The organism is Vibrio sp. 1562 (genome assembly GCF_033340155.1).
GTDB lineage: Bacteria > Pseudomonadota > Gammaproteobacteria > Enterobacterales > Vibrionaceae > Vibrio > Vibrio alginolyticus.
Window position 1 is genome coordinate 1 of sequence record NZ_JAWOVY010000516.1, and the last position, 611, is coordinate 611.

Annotated in this window: 1 protein-coding gene; it reads left to right on the top strand. The window is 46.8% G+C overall.

Annotated elements, in window-relative coordinates; translation table 11 throughout:
• Positions 1-32: 32 nt before the first annotated feature.
• Positions 33-563 carry a 3'-5' exonuclease gene (locus R7Z49_RS26135; RefSeq protein ID WP_005454828.1) on the top strand — a complete coding sequence of 177 codons (531 nt, stop codon included), beginning with the start codon at positions 33-35 and terminating at the stop codon, positions 561-563.
• Positions 564-611 lie beyond the last annotated feature (48 nt).

A 611-nucleotide genomic window follows, 5' to 3' on the forward strand; every position in this document is an offset into this window, starting at 1 on the left:
TTTCAAATTTACGCTAGGAACCAAGACAAGCTATGAACCATAACCGTATCGTCTGCTTCGATTTAGAAATGTGCTGCTGGAGCGAGAATGGCGTCGGCCGCACGGGAGAGATCATCGAAGTAGGGTTAGCTGAAATAGATTTGTCTAAAGGCGAGATCGTCAAGCGTGCTCAATACTACGTGAAGCCAGAACATGATGAAGTGTCACTGTTTTGTGCCGAGCTGACGGGCATCACGCCGCGTAAAATCGAAAAGCAAGGCAGACCATTGGCCGAAGTAATCAAATCTATGATTAAGAACTTTGGTGGTCGCAACAAGATTTATGCTTCTTGGGGACGTGACGATGTCATTCTTCTTGAAGAGTGTAAACAAAAAGGCATTGAAGCGCCGTTTACGGAATTCATCAATCTCGCGACGCTGTACCGTATTCAAAACCGTTTAAAAGACAAGCGGATTGGCCATCGAGCTGCGCAAGAAGCAAAAGGGATTGAGTGGGAAGGGCGTCAGCACTCGGGCTACGTGGATGCGCACAACCTAGCGAAGCTTGCGCTCACCATGCTGTAATTAGTTCGTCATCCAATCATTGTTGTTTTGTCATGGATGTAGCTTAGT

Coding starts and splice junctions, on each gene's coding strand:
- R7Z49_RS26135 (WP_005454828.1), top strand. CDS start 33: ATGAACCATAACCGTATCGTCTGCTTCGATTTAGAAATGTGCTGCTGG.